14 protein-coding genes are annotated in these 18,324 nt (G+C 67.4%); 9 read left to right on the forward strand and 5 right to left on the reverse strand.

Features of this window, described 5'->3' with window-relative positions:
- Window positions 1-7 precede the first annotated feature (7 nt).
- From H6717_11790 to H6717_11805, 4 genes are read left to right on the forward strand one after another with little or no spacing between them, the layout of a single operon-like run.
- Entirely contained in the window at window positions 8-1,099 is a 1,092-nt protein-coding gene (locus H6717_11790; GenBank protein MCB9577692.1) for a MaoC family dehydratase, read from the forward strand.
- A gap of 10 nt (window positions 1,100-1,109) precedes the next feature.
- Window positions 1,110-2,093 (forward strand): DUF4339 domain-containing protein, encoded by a 984-nt coding sequence (locus H6717_11795; GenBank protein ID MCB9577693.1) that lies wholly within the window; start codon window positions 1,110-1,112, stop codon window positions 2,091-2,093.
- Window positions 2,090-5,611 carry a hydantoinase B/oxoprolinase family protein gene (locus tag H6717_11800; GenBank protein ID MCB9577694.1) on the forward strand — a complete coding sequence of 1,174 codons (3,522 nt, stop codon included), beginning with the start codon at window positions 2,090-2,092 and terminating at the stop codon, window positions 5,609-5,611. Before H6717_11795 ends, H6717_11800 begins: the two co-directional genes overlap by 4 nt.
- A 20-nt stretch (window positions 5,612-5,631) precedes the next feature.
- Window positions 5,632-6,471, forward strand: a complete 840-nt coding sequence (locus H6717_11805) for an ABC transporter ATP-binding protein (protein MCB9577695.1) — start codon at window positions 5,632-5,634, stop codon at window positions 6,469-6,471.
- Here H6717_11805 and H6717_11810 read toward each other — a convergent pair whose 3' ends face one another.
- The 4 genes from H6717_11810 to H6717_11825 all read right to left on the reverse strand — a co-directional run bounded on the left by H6717_11810 (window position 6,472) and on the right by H6717_11825 (window position 9,518).
- Window positions 6,472-7,593, reverse strand: a complete 1,122-nt coding sequence (locus H6717_11810) for a hypothetical protein (protein MCB9577696.1) — start codon at window positions 7,591-7,593, stop codon at window positions 6,472-6,474.
- 36 nt (window positions 7,594-7,629) lie between these two features.
- Entirely contained in the window at window positions 7,630-8,211 is a 582-nt protein-coding gene (locus tag H6717_11815) for a biopolymer transporter ExbD (GenBank protein ID MCB9577697.1), read from the reverse strand.
- 7 nt (window positions 8,212-8,218) lie between these two features.
- Window positions 8,219-8,785 carry a biopolymer transporter ExbD gene (locus tag H6717_11820; protein ID MCB9577698.1) on the reverse strand — a complete coding sequence of 189 codons (567 nt, stop codon included), beginning with the start codon at window positions 8,783-8,785 and terminating at the stop codon, window positions 8,219-8,221.
- Window positions 8,786-8,858: 73 nt separating this feature from the next.
- Window positions 8,859-9,518 (reverse strand): MotA/TolQ/ExbB proton channel family protein, encoded by a 660-nt coding sequence (locus H6717_11825; protein MCB9577699.1) that lies wholly within the window; start codon window positions 9,516-9,518, stop codon window positions 8,859-8,861.
- 624 nt (window positions 9,519-10,142) lie between these two features.
- Here H6717_11825 and H6717_11830 point away from each other — a divergent pair.
- The 5 genes from H6717_11830 to H6717_11850 all read left to right on the forward strand — a co-directional run bounded on the left by H6717_11830 (window position 10,143) and on the right by H6717_11850 (window position 17,749).
- Window positions 10,143-10,775: a MotA/TolQ/ExbB proton channel family protein gene (locus tag H6717_11830; GenBank protein MCB9577700.1), complete on the forward strand. Its 633-nt coding sequence runs from the start codon at window positions 10,143-10,145 to the stop codon at window positions 10,773-10,775.
- Between the two features lie 22 nt (window positions 10,776-10,797).
- Window positions 10,798-11,349 (forward strand): biopolymer transporter ExbD, encoded by a 552-nt coding sequence (locus H6717_11835; protein MCB9577701.1) that lies wholly within the window; start codon window positions 10,798-10,800, stop codon window positions 11,347-11,349.
- Entirely contained in the window at window positions 11,346-11,954 is a 609-nt protein-coding gene (locus tag H6717_11840; protein MCB9577702.1) for a biopolymer transporter ExbD, read from the forward strand. Before H6717_11835 ends, H6717_11840 begins: the two co-directional genes overlap by 4 nt.
- A gap of 296 nt (window positions 11,955-12,250) precedes the next feature.
- Window positions 12,251-14,419 (forward strand): sodium/proton-translocating pyrophosphatase, encoded by a 2,169-nt coding sequence (locus H6717_11845; protein MCB9577703.1) that lies wholly within the window; start codon window positions 12,251-12,253, stop codon window positions 14,417-14,419.
- 30 nt (window positions 14,420-14,449) lie between these two features.
- Window positions 14,450-17,749 (forward strand): SNF2 helicase associated domain-containing protein, encoded by a 3,300-nt coding sequence (locus H6717_11850; protein ID MCB9577704.1) that lies wholly within the window; start codon window positions 14,450-14,452, stop codon window positions 17,747-17,749.
- A 73-nt stretch (window positions 17,750-17,822) separates the two neighbouring features.
- Here H6717_11850 and H6717_11855 read toward each other — a convergent pair whose 3' ends face one another.
- Complete coding sequence (locus H6717_11855; protein MCB9577705.1) at window positions 17,823-18,266, reverse strand: hypothetical protein; 444 nt, start codon at window positions 18,264-18,266, stop codon at window positions 17,823-17,825.
- Between the last annotated feature and the right edge of the window lie 58 nt (window positions 18,267-18,324).

Genomic DNA, 18,324 nt, shown 5'->3' on the forward strand with positions numbered 1-18,324 from the left:
GACCACCATGAGCGGAGTCAGCACCCCGGAGTACGGTCGCAAGCTCGAAGACTTCGAAACCGGCAAGGTGTACGAGCACCCCTGGGACGTGACCATCGATCACGGAATGGTCGCGTTCTTCTCCGCGTCCTTCCAGGACGCGATGCCCACCTTCGCCAGCAAGACCTATGCGCAGGCGCTCGGCTTTTCCGATCGGCCGGTGCATCCGCTCTTGCTCTTGAACCTGGGCCTCTCGTTCAGCGTTCACGACGTGAGCGAGCAGGCCATCGCGCACCTGGCGTACATCGACGTGCGCTTTCCCGAGGCATGTTACGCCGGCGACACGGTGACGGCGTCGAGCAAGGTGCTCTCGGCCAAGGCCACGTCCAAGGGTGATCGCGGGGTGGTCGGCGTGCGCACGGTGCTCACGAACCAAGACGGCAAGATCGTGTGTCGCTTCGATCGCAAGGCATTGGTGCGCGCCGGTCGCGTCAGCGGACGCCCCGACGACGTATGGCCGGAGGGCACGCAGCCGGAGGGCGAAGACAACCCCCTGCCCCCGGAGCTCCGGACCGGCGTGAAGCCCCCCCAGCGGCGCGGCGGATTCTCCGGCTTCTACGAGGACTTCGACGTCGGGGACGTCGTCTTCCACGGCGTGGGCAAGACCGTGGGGGAATCCGAGCACATGCAGCTCACGCAGCTGTGCCGGAACTCGCACCCCATCCACTTCGACGAGATCTACTGCAAGGAGAAGTCCTTCGCGAAGACTCGCGTGGTGTACGGCGGACTGGTTCTGTCGTGGGTGCTGTCCCTCACCAGCCGGGATCTCGGCGGAAACGCGGTCTGGGACCTGGGGCTCGACCAGGGCGCCCATCCGAACGGCGTGCTCGCCGGGGACACCCTGTACGCCTCGAGTCAGATCGTCGGAAAGGAAGACGCCGGCCCGGAGGCTGGTATCCTGACCCTTCGTGTCGTCGGAACCAAGAACAAGACCGGAGAGGAGCTGTTCGTTTCTCCCGGCGGTCTTTTCACAGCGGAGCTCAGCAAGACCGAAGGGAAGATCCCAGACAAGGTCGTGGAGATCACCCGCAAGCTCTTGGTGCGCAAACGTCCAAGATGAGCTGGGGTAGATGACGGACTGGCTGGTCCGCGAGCTCGGCAGCGAGCCGATCGGCCCCTACACGACGGAGGACATCGTCCGCTCCGTCGAGGACGGGCGCATGGGCGTGGACTGGGAAGTGTCCCGGGCCGGCGAGGACAACTGGCTGCCCATCGAGATGGTTCCGGAGTTCGCGGACCTCGCGTTCGTCGACGGCATGACTCGCATCACCGAGTCGCCGTGGTTCGAGGGCGCATCCAATCCTTTCGCCTCCGCCCCCAACGGACCACCGCCGCCCGCCCTGGACGCTCCTCCGCCGCCCGCCGCGGGCGCACCACCGCCGCCGGTAAGCAGGCCGGGGCCGCCACCGCTTCCCTCGCGCAAGCGCCCCGGGCCCCCGCCGGTGGCACCACCCGTCATGCCCGAGGCGGGCAGCCACGGATACGACGAAGACGACGACGACGTGATGACTCACGTGGTCGCACCTCCCAGTGAGACCATGGGCGAGCTCACGGCCGTGCGCGCCCCGCCGAGTGAGCTCTTGGAAGCGGCGCGCAAGTCGTACGACAACCTGGACGAGACCATGACGCGGGTCGCGGTTCGGCCCTCTCCGGCAGCAGCACCAGCGCCGCAGAAGCCGTTCGGCGTGCTGCCGACCTTGAACATGGATCGGCGGGAGCTGTTGCCCACGGGCGACATGCCGTCGTTTCCCCAGCCCAAGCTGCCGCCCTTCCCCGAGCCCAGCGCGGCGGCACCACCGGAGCCCAGCTACGGACCGCCGCCCGTCGAACCCAGCTACGGACCGCCGCCCGTCGAGCCCAGCTATGGTCCGCCGCCCGCGCAGCAGAGCTACGGACCCGCCCCCGTGCAGCAGAGCTACGGCTATCCGCCGACCCCTCCGCCGCCGGCGGTGCAGCCCAAGAGCGACGCCGGCATCAAGCTGCTGATCGTGCTCATCGTGCTGTTGGCAATGGGCCTCACGGTCGTGCTCGTGCTGCTGATCGCTCGGCAATGACACGTTGGCAATTCTGGATCGACCGTGGCGGCACCTTCACGGACTGCCTCGGTGTCCCACCGGACGGCGGCCCGCTGGTCGTGGCCAAGGTGCTGTCGTCGGATCGCGCGCCCCTCGTCGGCATTCGCACCTTGCTGGGCCTGAAGGAATCGGACCCCGTTCCGCCCTGCGACATTCGCATGGGGACCACCGTGGCGACCAACGCCTTGCTCGAGCGTCGCGGAACGCCGTGCGCCTTGTGCATCACCGAGGGCTTTGGCGACCTGCTCGACATCGGGACCCAGGCACGGCCGGATCTGTTCGCGCTGAACATCGAGAAGCCCGCGCGGCTGCACCGCGCAGTGCTCGAGGTCGCCGCGCGCTCCGACGTGGAAGGCCGCACCCTCTCACGCTTCGACGCGACGCGTGTGCGGACTGACCTCGATGCCCTGCATCAGCGCGGCATCCGCAGTGTCGCCATCGTGCTGCTGCACGCGTATCGCGCCTTCGGCCTCGAACAGGAGCTGGCGGCCCTGGCCCTCGACGTCGGCTTCGAGCACGTCGCGATCTCCCACGAGGTTGCGCCGGAGCTCGGCCTGCTCGCCCGGGCGGACACCACCGTCGTGGACGCGTACCTCACACCGTTGATCCGTCGCTACGTGGCGACGCTGCTCGCCGAGCTGCCGAACTGCACGCTGGCCATCATGCAATCGAGCGGCGGCCTGACGGACGCCCATCGTTTTCGCGGCCCCGCCGCGCTCCTCTCCGGGCCCGCCGGTGGCGTGGTGGCCCTCGCGGAGATCGCCCGCCAGACCGGTCAGGCGCGGGTCATCGGCTTCGACATGGGCGGCACCTCGACGGACGTGTCGCGCTTCGATGGCGAGCCGGAGCGGGTGTACGAAACGGAAATCTCCGGAGTACGTCTCAGGGCACCCATGATGCGCATCGTGACCGTCGCCGCGGGCGGCGGCTCGATCTGTCGCCTGGATGGCCACAGGCTGGTGGTCGGCCCCGAGAGTGCCGGCGCCACGCCCGGGCCTGTCTGCTACGGCCATGCCGAAGCCGCGGAGCCGACCATCACGGACGCGAACTTGGTCCTCGGACGCTTGCTGCCCGACCGCTTCGCGTTTCCCCTCGACCGCGAGCGCGCCGAAGGCGCTCTTGCGGTCCTTGCCTCGAGGCTCGGCGACAAGTCTCGGGAGGAGCTGGCGGAGGGCTTCTTTCACATTGCCAACACCAACATGGCGGAAGCCATTCGCCAGATCTCCGTCGCCCGCGGCTACGACACCCGGGACCACGCCCTGGTCGTGTTCGGGGGCGCCGGCGGGCAGCACGCCTGCGCGCTGGCCAAACGTCTTGGAATGACGACCGTGCTGTTCCACCCGCTCGCGGGCGTGCTCAGTGCCTGGGGCATCGGCCTGGCTCCGGAGAGCTGGCACGGCGACGTGGACGCGGGCCGACGCACGCTTTCCGACGACGATCTCGCAGCGCTGGCCCCCGCCCTTTCCGAGCTCGCCGCTCGCGGCAAGGCGGCCCTGGGGCGGCCGGACGCTCGCGTCGTCCAGCGCGTGGACCTGCGCTACCGCGGCACTGAGTCGAGCATCACCCTCGAGCTCGCCGGAGCCGCTGCGCTTCGCGCCGCTTTCGATCGCGAGCACGAGCGTCAGCTCGGCTACGCCCGCCCGGACGCCGAGGTGGAGCTCACTCAGGCGCGGGTCGAAGTGCGTGCCGAGAGCCGGCCCCTCGACCTTCCGCCCTTGGCTCCCCGCCCTGCTTCGAAGGCGATCGCGCGTCATCGTCTGTTCCTGGATGGAGCCTTCGTGGACGACGTTCCCGTCTTCGCCCGAGAAGACCTGGGCGCGGGTCAACGCATCTCGGGACCCGCCGTGATCCTGGAAGCCACCGGCACCATCGTGGTCGACCCCGGGTTCGAGCTCACCGTACGCGCGGACGGCGTACTCTCCGCCGAAAGTCAGCGCCCGGACGGCGAGGCGCCGGAGCTCGCCCTCGTCGGCCACGGCGACGCCCCCGATCCCATCCTGCTCGAGATCATGAGCAATCTGTTCATGAGCATCGCAGAGCAGATGGGCCAAGCGCTGCGCCGGACGGCCATCAGCACCAACATTCGCGAGCGGCTCGATTTCTCGTGCGCGATCTTCGACGAGACCGGCGGACTCGTGGCCAACGCGCCCCACATTCCGGTGCACCTCGGCGCGATGGGCGAATCCGTGCGGGCGGTGATCGCGGCGCACCCCGATTTCCGCCCCGGCGACGTGTTCGTCAGCAACGACCCGGCCGCCGGCGGATCGCACCTGCCGGACATCACCGTGGTGAGCCCGGTACATGACGAAGGCGGCGCGTGCCGTTTCTTCACCGCGAGCCGCGGGCACCACGCGGACGTGGGCGGAATCACGCCAGGGTCCATGCCGCCGCTTTCGCGTCGCCTCGCGGAAGAGGGCGTGGTGTTCAGGAATCTGCGCCTCGTGCGCGGCGGCCGGCTGGATCACGCGGCACTCGCGGCAGTGCTCGAAGGCGGGCCCTGGCCGGCGCGGGATCCCGCGACCAATCGCGCGGATCTCGACGCGCAAATCGCCGCCAACCAGCGTGGCGCAGGGCTCTTGGCAGAGCTGACCGCCCGCTACGGACTCGCCACGGTCCAACGCTACATGCGGCACGTTCAGGACGACGCTGCCGCCCGCGTCGGCCGCGAGATCGCCCGCCTGGGCGACGGGGCGCACGCCTTCACGGACGCGATGGACGACGGCACCCCCATCGTCGTCACGCTGCGCGTGCACGGCAGCCGCATGGTCGTCGACTTCGCGGGCACGGGGGCTCAAGTGGACGGGAACCTCAACGCTCCCCACGCGGTCACCGTGGCCGCCGTCATCTACTTCCTGCGCACCTTGGTGGGTGCTCCCATCCCGCTCAACAGCGGTTGCCTGCGACCCGTGGAGATCCGCATCCCAGCGGGCAGCATCCTGTCCCCGGATCCGGAGCGCGCCGTCGCCGGCGGCAACGTGGAAACCAGCCAGCGCGTCGTGGACGTGCTGCTCGCAGCGGCGGGGCGCGCCGCCGCGAGCCAGGGCACCATGAACAACCTCACCTTCGGCAACGAGCGCTTCGGCTACTACGAGACCATCGCCGGTGGCGCGGGGGCCGGGCCGGACTTCGCCGGCGCTTCGGCGATCCACACCCACATGACGAACACGCGCATCACCGACCCAGAAGTCTTGGAGTCGAGGGCACCGGTGCGGCTGCTTCGCTTCGCCATTCGTCGTGGCTCCGGCGGTAGCGGGCAGTTCCCGGGAGGCAATGGCGTCGTGCGCGAGCTCGAGGCCCTGGCCCCCCTGTCCGTGGCAATCCTGAGCGAACGGCGCGAGCGGTCGCCCTTCGGGCTGGCCGGCGGCGAAGCGGGGGCCCGAGGCGCGAACCTCTGGAACGGCCGAAACGTCGGTGGCAAGGCGACCTTCGACGTGGCCGCCGGTGACGTCCTTCGCATCGAGACGCCGGGCGGCGGCGGCTTCGGCAAGCCCCCCTGACGCGCTATGCTCCGCTCGGCATGCATCTGTCCCTGCGCGGCGTGACCAAGTCCTTCACTGGACGCGACGGCAAGATTGCCGCGCTCTCGGAGGTGAACCTCGAGATCCCACCGGGAAGCTTCGTGTGTTTGGTAGGTCCCTCCGGCTGCGGCAAGACCACGCTGCTCAACTTGATCGCCGGCTTCGAGACGCCCAGCACGGGGCAGGTCCTCGCGGACGACCGTGCCATCGTCGGACCCGGGCCCGACCGCGTGGTGCTGTTCCAGGATCCCGCGCTGTTCCCCTGGCTCTCGGTCGAGGAGAACGTCGCGTTCCCGCTTCGGGATTCCGGCATCGACGCCTCCGAGACTCGGCGTCGGGTGGAAGAGGCGCTGCGCCTCGTGCACCTGTATCGCTTCAAGGGCGCCCAGCCCCACGAGCTGTCCGGCGGCATGCGTGCGCGGGCGGCCATCGCCCGTGCTCTCGTGATGGAGCCCGAGGTGATGCTGCTCGATGAACCCTTTGCGGCGCTCGACGCTCACACCCGGGAGCTCCTGCAGCAGGAGCTGGAGCGCGCCTGGCAGCGCACCGGCGCGACCATGGTGTTCATCACCCACGACAATCGCGAGGCCGTGCGCCTAGCGACCCACGTGATCGTGATGGGAACCCGCCCCGGCCGCGTGAAGCTCCAGCTCGACGTGGAGCGCGACCTGCCGCGGCCGCGGGATCCCTACGATCGCAATCTGTCGCTCTTGGTCACCCGCGTTGCCCGGGAGCTCTCGGCGGAGATCGAGAAGATCGCGCGAGAAGAGAGCGACGAGGTTCCGCCCCCCGCCACGCCCCGGCCGCGGACGGAGCCCGACTTCGGCCGCGACATCTGACTACCGGGGGGCGCCGGCGTCCGCCGGGCCGCCGGCGTCCGCGGGAGCGCCGCCGTCCACCTGCGCCGGCAGCTCGATGGGCGACAGGACGTTGCGCGCTTCCAGCGCCAACGCACAGCTGTTTGCTTGGCGGGCTTGCGCCTTGATGGTGCGCTCCCGCGTGATCACGTGGTCACCAACCGGGACCACGCGACCTTGCGCCATACGCCGCATGCGCAAGACGAGCTTGCCGTCCGACAGGCGCCAGATACCGATACGCGAGACGTGCGCTACCCGCTGAACGCGCTCCTCGTCCGACTCCACGCCGCCGTCGCTCACCTCCGGCAGGCCGCCCTTCGGGTCCTCGTCGACGACGGCGACGAAGTACTTGGCGCGCGCCAAGATCTTCGCGGCGATGGGCACGTCCTCGCGGGTGACCCGATCCAGGTCGCGGTCATACGCCGTCACTGCCAGATCATTCGTCGCCTCGTGGAGCTCGTCGGTCCATGCGCTCGAGAGCACTCTCAGCGAGCGATACGCGAGCCGCATGTTGAACGGCTCCGGGGGAGGTGCGCACTTGTCGTACTCGTTGCACAAGAGCCCTTCGGCGCAGTCCGCGGACGACTCGCAGGGCGGACCTTTGCTCTGGTCCGCCAGGTTCGTGCCCCGAAAGAAGCAGCTCGTGAAGCCGTCGTGCAGCGAGCGCACGGCCGCTTTGCGGATGGCCTCGGGCGTCTGCGCGTTCTCCGACCGGAGTCGCAGGTAGACCCCGGGAGCGCGAGAGATCTCCCCGTAACGCGCCTTGGGGTCGAAGTAGTCACCCTTGTAGCTTCCCGCCAAGCCCGTAACCCAACCCTCGATCTTGTCGCGGAAGGGCAAGATCTGCGGCCCCAAGGACTGGGCGATGGCGCGCTGCTTGGCCATCACCGCGTTCTTCTGGCTCTCCAGCTTGCCCTGGGCAATCTTCCAGTAGACCACCAGCACGGCGGCGAGAGCCAACGCAGTCCACAGCCAGAACTGCGGTGGCATCGCGCGAATACGGACCTTGCCCGCTACGATGGCGCGGCGCCGCTCGGCCCGCGCCTCGTTCAGCGATGGCAGCCCGCGCTGGCGGTCTTTATCTCGTCGGGTCGTCGTTGCCACAGGCGGTTACCTCGACCCGCGGCCGAGGTCGGCAGCTCATTTGCCGCCGCCGCCCTCGTCGCCCAAGCGACCGACCATGAAGCTGATGTTCGGATAGCCGGCGAACGCGGACGTCTGGAACACGCTCTTCACGACCAACGCGGGCACGCGGCGGTCGACCTGCAGAACGGCCACACCCGGGAAATCCCGGCCGGGATTCAGGCTCTTCCACAGCTCGCGCTTGTTTTTGAGCACGTTGAACAGCTCGTCCACGCGCTGAAGGCGATTGGCCTCTTCGATGGCCCGGGTATTCCCAGCGGGCACGCCGTCCACCAGGATCTGGGTACCGGTGATGGCCACCATCGGGGCCTCCACCATGTCCATTACGTTCTCTGCCTTGGGCAGCTGAACGTTCTTGTCCACTGGCAGCTCGCCCGTCGCCGAGAAGCTGGCCAACAGGAAGAGCACGATGCAGAGCAAGAAGTCGATGAACGGGATCAGCGGGATCTCCTGGTTCACCGAACGCTGACCACCACCGCTCACCTTCTTGCGAACGAACCCGAGAGGGATGTGGTGCAGGAGCCGGCGCCCCGGGACGCTGATCGGCTGCTCGAAACGATGCAGAGGCTTTTCCGACATGAGCTTCTCAGTTCACCGCAAAGGTGACGTTGAACGCGGGGACCTTCTCCGGCTTGCCTGCGCCCGCGATGGTGAAATCCCGTTGCGGCGCATAGATCGCATCGATGACGGCGATGACGTCGGCGAACTGCGTGGAGTTGTCCGTGTGGAGCACGGCCTGGTCGAACTTCTTGTCGGTCCCAGCGCGGTGGCTACCGTTCTGGGTCCACTCTTCGCTGATCTTCTTGGCGAGATCCGGATAGCGAATGTCTTCGCCGTTCTTCACCGGCTTGCGCTCGACGTCGATGGTGTTCACCACCGTGCTGCCTTCTTTCCAGACGAGCTGGAACTTGCGCTCACCGCGCATCTCCACGTGGAGCTGCTTCTCCTTCTGCTGCTTCTCGATCTCTTCTTCCGGCCGCGGCGGACCGGGAACGCGGGCGTCCGCGTTGATTCGCGCCATCTGCGACCACACGGCGGTGACCAGCAGGAACGCGACCAGGCAGAGGAGGAAGTCGATGAACGGGATCAGCGGAATTTCGTGATTGCTCGCACGCCGTCCGCCGTGCCCACCACCAACATCGATACCGGCCATCTAACGATCTCCTGGGATCTCGAGAAAACGATTCGGGCTCCGCAATCCGCACGATCGCGGAGCCCGATGCGGATCAGGCGGCCTGCTCCAAGCCCTGGAGGCTGACCTTCTGACGGTTGGCGACCACCAGGTTCAACACCTGGACGCTCGCCTCGTTGATGTCGTCCTCGAGCGACTGGGTCTTGCCGTTGAGGAACGCGAAGCCGACGAGGGCCGTAATCGCGGAGATCAGACCGAAAGCGGTGCAGTTCATGGCCTCGGAGATACCTTCGGCCAAGATTCGCGCCTTCTGGCTGGGGTCGATGGACTCACCGCCCACCGCGCCGAACGCCTTGATCAGACCGACGATGGTGCCGAACAAGCCGGAGAGCATCGCCAGGTTCGCGAACAGGGCCAGGTAGCCCGTCCGCTTGTTGATCCGCGGCATCTCGCGAAGCGCCGCCTCGTCCATAGCCGCTTGAACTTCCTCGTCGGGACGGTTCACCTTGACGAGCCCCGCCTGCACGATGCGAGCGAGAGGCGCGTTGGCGGCCGAAGCCATCTTGACGGCCTTGGCGACGTCTCCTGCCAAGATGCACTTCTGCATGGTGGCGAGGAACACCTCCTTGTTGATGGAGGCGCCATACAGGTAGACGGCGCGCTCGGCGATCACGGCGATAGAGCAGATCAACCAAAAGAGGATGATCCACATTGCCCATCCGCCCGCCTGGTAGTGATGCCAGAGATTCGACATTGGTTACCTTCCCGTAATGCTCCTGCTCGGGGTTGACCGGAGCCAGCTCGGGTCGAGCGCTTCTCGATCCGAATTTTGCCGAGCCCCGACCGTCATCGTCTTAGGTGTCCCCCACGCGCAAACTGAAAAGCCGGGGAGGACTGGTCGCATCTTGCTAAGGCAGACCCAATACAGTCAAGAGAGATTGGGTCCAGAGTGTAAGTTCGTATGCGACCAAAAAGTTACAACTCTCGCACCGTAACTTGTGTCCCTCGCCACGCGCGAGCGTGCTTGAAATTTTCCAGCCGCGACGGGTCGTGACGTAGCAGTCCGAAGACGCCATCGTGACGATGGACATCCATAAGTAGTTACCGCTCCCGCCACCCACGTCGTCAGGCGGGGTCCCGCGGGCGGCCTCCCAATAGGCCCGGGGGCCAGCCCAAGGGCCGTTAAGTCATGATTCTCCCGGCCGAAATCCGATTGCACGGAAGCGTTCGAGTCGTCTTGCACTGGCCGAGACGCGGCGGCTATAGTCGCCTGGCTTCAGCGCGGGCGTCGCGCGCGGTTCGACGTCGTTAAGATCCAATGAGGGTTAGCGGAATGCAGCTCCTGCTCGTAGCAGCACAATCCACCGGTTCCAGCCAGTTGGTCGAGGCCTTCAAGCACAACCCGACCTTCATGGTGCTGAACCTCATCACGTCGGCCGTGGTCCTCACGATCGTCGTCGAGCGTTTCGCGTTCCAGATGACGCGGTACCGGGTGAACTCCAAAGAGTTCTTCGCCCAGGTGAAGAAGCTGGTGACCGCGGGGAACATCGACCGCGCCATCAAGCTTTGCGAGGCGAGTGACTTCCCCATCTTGCAGCTCGTCAAGTCCGGTCTCACCCACGCCAACAAGGGCCCGGACGAGATCGACGCGGCGCTCAGCGAGAAGCTCTCGGAGCTCAAGCCCCAAGCCGAGAAGCGCGTGGGCGCACTGTGGTCCCTCGCCAACATCGCGACCCTCATCGGTCTGCTCGGTACGGTGAGCGGTCTGATCGCCACCTTCGCCGCCATCGCAGCGCCGGGTCTGTCGCAGTCGGACAAGCAGCGCATGCTGTCGAACGGCATCGCGGAAGCCATGTACAACACCGCTCTCGGTCTCGGCATCGCGGTGTTCTGCATGATCACGCACATCATTCTCCACACTCGCGCCAAGGCGATTCAGCACGACCTGGAAGCGACGATGGAGCGCACCTTCAACCTGCTGACGATCCAGCAGCGGCCCGGGCAGTACTGAGGAACCTCGGACTTCCGGCCCCATGTCCCAGCTCAGCGCAGCCCAGCGCGGAAAGATCCGCCGCCTGAGTCAACCGACGGAGCTGTCTCCGGACGAGGAGGGCGGCGAGCTCAACATCGTCCCCTTCCTCGACATCATCGTGAACATCCTGATCTTCGTGCTGGCCACCGTCGCGGTGACCTTCACCGCGACGATCGACACCACGCCGCCCGCAAGCAAGTCGAGCGGTGTGCGCAAGGACATGGAAAGCTCGGCGCTGAACCTGACGGTGTTCATCGTCAACGACGGCTTCTCCCTCAAGGCCTCCGGCGGCAACATCGCCCCGGGCTGTGAGAGCCCCGGCGCCGGCATCACGATTCCGAAGAAGAATGGTCAGTACGACTACCCCGCGCTCAACGCCTGCGCGGCCAAGCTCAAGAACGCCTCTTCGGACTTCAAGGAAGAGAACCAGGTGTACATCACCGCGAATCCCGGCACCGACTACCAGACGGTGATCGCGGTAATCGACGCACTGCGCACCACACCAAAGGGCGATGTGCTGTTCGACGACGTGAACTTCAAGGTGCCCCGATGAGCCAGCCCGGACAGCCCGGAGGACAACCGCACGGCGTGCCCGTGGTGAAGTACAAGGCGGAGCTGCGCAAAGCCATCCGCCGCAACGCCGAGGCGCCGGAGGTCAACTTCCTCAACATCACCGCGATGCTCGACATCATGACGATCATCCTGGTGTTCCTGTTGAAGAGCCTCGGGGAATCCAGCGCCAGCATCCCGCAGAGCGACGACCTCCGGCTGCCCAAGTCGATCATCCGCACGCAGCCCAGCGAAGAAGGCGTCGTGCTCACCGTCAGCAAGACACAAATCCTGGTGGGCGACGATCGCGTGCTCACCCTGCCCAGCCGAGAGTCGGTGGCGCAGACGGGTGTGGGCGCCCGCAACAAGCGCAGTGGACCGAACGACCTCTACATCGTTCCCCTGGGCAATGCCCTGCAGGCGGCGCGCCGCACGGACAAGGTCATCCGGACCGCGAAGGGCCTCGATCCGACGTCGTCGGAGGCCATCATCATCGCCGACTCCACGACACCTTACCGTCTGCTCATCGAGGTTCTCTTCACCTTGGGCCAGAACGAGTTCGGCAAGTATCACCTGATGGTGATGCAGTCCTCGGGCTCCGGTAAGTGAAGCTTTTTTCGGGGGATTGTCGGGGCGGCGCGGGCCACGTCGGGTGAGCCCCGCCCTCGCCACGAAAACGCCTGAAAACGGCGCCATCGGCCTTGCTCCCCCCTGAAGGGCCGTGCTAGACGAACGTCGGAAGGCTCGCGCTCCTCACGGGGGAGCGTCCCGGCGCCACCTGCGGATCGCCCCGTCGCTCCGCAGCTGATGTCACGGAGGCGAACCCAACGCGAGGCGCACCGGCGCTCCTATTCGCCGGCCTGAGCCGGCAGCGCTTTCGCTGCACGGGCTTGTTTAGGACTGAAGTGACCGAATTCGGGCTGATACTGGCCATCGATGCCAGCGGCTTGGCTTTCGCCCTGCTGTTGTCGCGGTGGCTCGTCGGGCGGGACGCCGGCGGCGCGGACGTGCGTCGCGTGGGCGGCGCCCTCGGTCGCGCGGTGGACGCGTTCCTGTGGAGCGAGATCCGCCGGGTCGGCATGGTTGCTGGAGCCCTCGCCTCCATCACCTTCGGCGTTCACGCGGCGCTGGCCGATCGCAGCGGTCCTCTGGCCCCGCTGGAGGCTGCCTTCTGGGCTGCCCTCACCCTCGCTCTCGGCGCCGGCGCCACCTGCGTGGTGGCGCGCATCGCCGCTCGCAGTGCCCTGGACGCCAGCCTCCGTAGCTTGAGCGCCGCCCGCCACAGTACGGATCGCGCCCTCACCATCGTGACCCGCACCGGTGGCGCCGCAGGGCTCCTGGCGGAAGCCATCAGCGTATTGGCGGTGGGCGGCGTCTTCGCGCTCTTGTTCGCGATGAAGGGTGGACAGCGCATGGCCCTCGAGGACGCGGCCAAGCTCACCCTCACCCTCGCGACCATCGTTCCGAGCTTCGCCCTCGGCGCCGTCGGCGCCGCGCTCATCATTCAACGCGCGGGCAGCACCTTTCACTTGGCAAGCGACCTGGGCGCCGACCTCGGCGGTGAGCTGGACGCCGGCCTCGGCCATGACGACTCCCAGAATCCCGCGGTGATCGCCGACCTGGTCGGCGATCACGTGGGCCACGCGGCGGGGCGCACGGTGGATCTGTTCGTCAGCGCCACGGCGCTCAACGTCACTGTCGTCGTGATCGGGGCTGCGCTGTATCGCTCCGCCTACGCGCTGGAGCCGGCCGTCTTGGGGCTGGTGTTCCTCCCGGCTGTGGTGCGTGCATTCGGAGTGATCGCGTCCGCCTTCGGCATCATGGTGGTGCGCACGGACGAAGCCAGCGCTCCCACGTTGGCTCTGTGGCGGGGTCAGGGCACGACGGCCGTGGTGGCAGCGGGCGGCCTCGCAGGAGCCACCCTGTGGCTCCTGGATCGCCACTGGCAACCGTTCTTCTGGGCGGGAGTGGCGGGTCTCGCGGCCGCCCTCGTCACGGCGCACGCCGCGCGCTATCGCGTCGACAAGCGCTTCGCTCCGCTCAGAGAAGTGATGGAGTCGCTGCGGGTGGGCGGTGCGCCCACGGTCGCCCTCGGGCTCAGCTCCGGCATGCGCGCAGTGGTCGTTCCGGTGCTGGCCATCGCACTGGCCATGGCTCTCTCTTGGCAGCTGGGCGCGAGCACCAAGATCACCGGTGGTGGCTTCATGGCATCGCTCACCGCCGTCTCCACGATGGTCGCCGCGGCGCCCTTCATCCTCGCCATCTCGAGCTTCGGCCCTATCGCAGACGCGGCGCGCGGCGTCTCCAGCATGACGGCGTCGGGAATGTCGGCGGAAGCACAACGGCGCACCGCGCGCTTGGACGACGCCGGCTTCACGGCGGGGACCGTGGCCCAGCCCTACTTCATCGTGCTCGGTGGTCTTGCCGCCATCGTCACCGCCTTCGCGTTGCCCGTCCTCGGGGGCGGAGGCGGCGGCGGCCGCATCGATCTCGCCAAGCCCGTGGTGCTGTGGAGCGGCGCCCTGGGGTTTGCGGTGGTGCTGGCTCACGCCGGCGGGGCCATGCGCACGGCCCTCGCCGGCGCTCGCGTCCTGCTTCAAGAGGTCGACCGCCAGCTCCGCGGTTTCCCCCGTCAGCATGGGCGCCCCCAGCTCCCAGCCGACTTCACGCCCAGCTACAAGGCCTGTATCGACGCCGCGAGCCGGGCGGCAATGAGCCGACTCTGGTCACCGTTGATCATGGCGGTGACGCTCCCCGCGGCACTTGGCGTCGCCTTGCATCTCTTGTATCGAAAGGGTGATCCTGGCCTGGCCACCGAAGGATTGTCGGCGTTCGTCGTCGTCGCCGCGGTCACCGGTCTGGGAGCAGCCCTAGCGGTGGATGGCGCGCGTGCCACGCTGAGCGCGGCACGTCGGTCCAGCCGCCCCCACGGCAACACCTCCGGTCATGGCGCCGCTCTCGCCGGGGACGCCGTGGCAGACGTGATTGGCAGCTCGGCGGGCCCAGCCGCCACTCTCTTGATCAAGGCCTTGGCCGTCGCCGCCCTGGCCGTCGCCCCTTTCCTGTCCCACTGATTCGACCCTCAACCTGACACGAGGACGCCCTTGTCGTCGTTGGCCGACGCTCTTTCAACCCTCTCCGATCGCGGACTGCGCCGTTTGCTCGGCGCCCGCACTTTCCTCCGTGGCCTGGACTACGAAAAACGCCGCGTCGTCGAAGACGTCGGCGTCAACGAATCGACCGCCCACGGTCGGGTCAAGGGCTCGGATCCGGATCCCTACGAGGTGACGATACGCCTCGGCGGAGAGGGCATCACATCCCACTGCACCTGCCCCGCTTTCCAAAAGACGGGACAGCACTGCAAGCACGTCGCCGCGTTGCTCATCACCGTGCGCAACCAAGCCCGCGCTCAGCTGCCCCGCCGCGAGGTCCCCCAGCCTCAACCACAACCACGAGAGCGCGAGCAGCAGCAGCCCGACGGCAGCAAGGCCAGCCGGCGGCGGGATCGACGGCGCCGAGCGCAAGCGCAGCAACACGTGGTGCCGCCCGGCGTGCAGCCGCCGCCGCCGCCCGACGCCAGCGCCCGCCCCACCGGCATCGGCGCTTGGCTGCCTCCCGAGGGCGCCGTCAGGAATCAGAACCTGGAGTTCCGGGTCCACGTGCGACAGGGCGGGCTCACCGTCACCGTGCTCGATACCGACGCCCGGGTCCCGCTGCTGCCCAGCGTGGCCCTCAGCTGGCAGGCCACGACACCCACGCCGGATCGTGGGGCATTACGCGTACTGTCGCGCTTCGAGAGCGGCAATCCGCGTCACCCGGCGGTGGACATCCGCGGCGAGGACGCCGCGGAGCTGCTGCCGCTGCTGAGAGAGCGGCGCGTGCTGCTCGAGCCGGCCTTGATGCAGCTCCGCTTCGCGGACGAGGCCATCAAGCCGCGCTTCGATCTGGAAATGGTGGGCGCCGACACCATCGTCGCCAAGGTCACCTTCGAGCGCGCGGGAGACGGTCGTCGCTTCCAGCTCACTTCGGGCGGTTGGTTCGAAGGCGCGCCCGGTTGGCACATCGACACCAGCGAAGGCATCGCCCGGCCGCTGGATCATCGAGTGTCCCCCGCCGCGCTGCGGCGCTTGCTCCGCAGCCCCACCATCGCCGAGCCGGCGAGCGAGCTCATCAGCCTGATCACGGACGGCCTGCCGCGGGTCGCAGGCGAGGTGGGCGCAGAGCTGCCGGAGCTGTCCCAGGTGGCGGACGTCATCGACCTCGAACCGAAATTTCGCTTCCGCGCGGGCGGCGACATCACGGAAGCGCAGGCGGAGCTCCACGCCACCTACGGCGATCTGGACGTGGAGGTTCGCGCCGACGGCATCTCGCCTCCCGTCATCATCCTCCCCCCCGCCGAAGGGCAGAAGCGCGCCACCTGTATCCGCACCGACATCGTGGCGCAGCAGCAGGCGGTGGAGAAGCTGCTCGAGCTCGGGCTCTCCGCGGACGAGAGCGGCGAGACCTTCGTGGCGGAAGGTGGCCGGGCCATCGACTTCTGGTCCAACGGCGTTGGCAAGCTCCCGAAGAAGTGGGACCTGTACGTCCCGGAGCATCTGGTCGGCACCACGGTGCGCAAGCACCCCGTCACCATGAACGCCCGCGTGTCGAGCGGCGTGGATTGGCTCGCGGTCAAGGTCAGTTATCAGAGCGATGGCGTGGGCGTGGATCGCGACGAGCTGGCCAAGTGTCTGCGTGAAGGCAACAAGTACGTGCGGCTCTCCGACGACACCTACGCCGAGATCGACTCGGACAAGGTCCAGGCGATGTTGGATCGCGAGGTCGAGCTCATCGCGTCCGCCGGCAAGAACGGACACCTCCCGCTCTCGCAAGCGGGGCGCATCCAGGAACTGCTCTCCCACGCCAACGAGGTGAACGTCGCGGCGGGCGCCAAGGCACTGTTCCAGAAGCTGGCCGACATCGACGAGATCAAGACGGTCAAGAAGCCGCGCGGCCTCAAGGCCACGCTCCGCCCGTATCAGGAGCAGGGGCTTTCGTGGCTGAGGTTCATTCACGACATCGGCTCCGGTGGCGTGCTGGCCGACGACATGGGTCTCGGCAAGACAGTGCAGACCATCGCGCTGATGCTGTCGCTCAAGGCAGAGAAGAAGAGCAGCCAGCTGCGCGCATTGATCGTCGCCCCCACCAGCGTGGTGACCAACTGGGTGCGTGAGATCGAGCGCTTCGGGCCGTCCCTCACCACGGCCTTGTGGCACGGCGCCGGGCGCAAGGAGCAGAAGTCCGAGCTCGAGAGCGCCAACGTCATCATCACGAGCTACGCGCTCTTGCGCCGTGACATCGACCTCTTGAAAAAGCTGAAGCTGGACTACGCCATCTTGGACGAGGCGCAGGCCATCAAGAACCCGATGAGCGCCACGGCCCAGGCGGCCAAGGAGCTGACCGCCGCGCATCGATTGGCTCTGACCGGTACCCCCATCGAGAACCGCCTCAGCGAGATCTGGAGCATCTTCGAGTTCGTGAGCCCGGGGCTCTTGGGCCCCCTGCCCAAGTTCGAGGAGCGCTTCGCCCGGCCCATCGACCAGGGAGACTCCAAGACGGCCGCACGGCTCCGCGCCACCATCCATCCGTTCATCCTGCGTCGCACCAAGGTCGAGGTGGCCAAGGATCTCCCGCCCAAGATCGAGATCGACAAGGTGATCGACCTCGCGCCGGACCAGCGCGCCATCTACACGCAGGTGCTGCGCGAGGTGCGCGCACAGGTCATGGGAGAAGTGGAACGCGTCGGCGTCGCCAAGAGTCAGCTGCACATCTTGGCGGGCCTCACCAAGCTGCGCCAAGCGGCCTGCGATCCGCGGCTGCTGGGTCTACCGCGGGAGTTCTCCCACGACGACAGCGGCAAGCTCTCCGCGCTCCGGGAGCTGGTGGACGAAGTCGAGTCAGGTGGACACAAGGTGCTCGTGTTCAGTCAGTTCGTGTCCATGCTCAAGCTCATGCGCCAAGCGCTGGACGAAGACAAGATCCGCTACGAGTACCTGGACGGCAGCACCACGGATCGCGCCGAGCGCATCGAGAATTTCCAGAGCGATCCCACCATCCCGGTGTTCTTGATCTCACTGAAAGCCGGCGGCTCGGGTCTGAACCTCACCGCGGCGGACACGGTGATCCACTTCGATCCGTGGTGGAACCCCGCCGTGGAGGATCAGGCTTCGGACCGCGCGCACCGCATCGGTCAGAAGAAGCTCGTGACCGTGTATCGCTTGGTGGCCGCGGGCACCATCGAAGAGAAGATCTCGCAGCTGAAGCAGAAGAAGAAGGACCTGGTCGCCAGCGTGCTCACGGAGGACTCCGGTGGAGCCAAGAAGCTCACCCGCGAGGACCTCGACGATCTGTTCCGCATCGACTGACACAGACGCGTTTCGGCCCCGCAGCTTCATGAGCGGCGGGGCCGATACTCGACGCTTCAACGTGTCGGTCGAATCACACGTCGGGACCGGTCGGCTGCTCGCAACCGTTACCGAACCCGTAGTCCACGCCGCAGGGCCCGTTCGGCGTGATGCAGCACGGCGTGCCCGTTCCCACCGAGGGACAGAACGCCGGGTTGCAGGTACCGCCGCCACCGCTGCCACCAGCTCCGCTGCCACCCGTTCCGGCAGTGCCACCTGTTGCGCCCGTTCCACCCGTCGCGCCGGTTCCACCGACAGCGCCGGTTCCACCGGTTGCACCAACGCCACCCGTTGCGCCCACACCACCGCTGTTGCCCGCGCCACCGCTACCGGTGTCTACGGAAGCGTCACCGGAGCTGCCACCAGTTCCGGAAATCGGCGCGCTGTCGTCGCTCGACGCGCACGCGGTGACGGACAGAGCACCAAGGCTCAGGACGGAAAAGCTGACGATCAAAGCGCGGGATAGACGCGAGCTCACGGGCGGGCCTCCTTGCCAAGCACACCTCGACTCGGCCGTTGAGCCGAGCCTTGGACTT

It is taken from the genome of Polyangiaceae bacterium (assembly GCA_020633235.1).
In the GTDB taxonomy this organism is placed as follows: Bacteria; Myxococcota_A; Polyangia; order Polyangiales; family Polyangiaceae; genus JACKEA01.